At 35.1% G+C, this 521-nt stretch carries 1 protein-coding gene; it reads left to right on the top strand.

Translation table 11 applies throughout. The features are described 5' to 3' along the window. On the top strand, nucleotides 1-521 hold a 521-nt coding region (locus tag IDG60_RS01910), incomplete at both ends, for an alpha-amylase family glycosyl hydrolase (protein WP_241013323.1).

Genomic DNA, 521 nt, shown 5'->3' on the forward strand with positions numbered 1-521 from the left:
CGATGTCATTTGGCTCAGTCCAATGTTTAAATCACCTAATGATGACAATGGTTATGATATTAGTGACTATCAAGAAATTATGGATGAATTTGGAACGATGGAAGACTTTGATTGTTTATTAAAAGGTGTTCATGATAGAGGCATGAAGCTTATTTTAGATTTAGTTGTAAATCATACATCTGATGAACATCCTTGGTTTATAGAATCCAAATCTAGTAAAGACAATCCCAAACGTGATTGGTACATTTGGCAAGATCCAAAGCCAGATGGCTCTGAACCTAACAACTGGGAAAGTATATTTAATGGATCTACATGGGAATATGATGCTAATACTGAGCAATATTATTTCCATTTATTCAGTAAAAAACAACCTGATTTGAATTGGGGTAATCCGGAAGTTAGAGATGCTGTATTTGAAATGATGAACTGGTGGTTTGATAAAGGCATTGATGGATTTAGAGTAGATGCAATTACGCATATTAAGAAGACGTTTGAAGCGGGTGACTTACCTGTACCTGAGG

Source organism: Staphylococcus sp. EG-SA-2, from assembly GCF_017152085.1.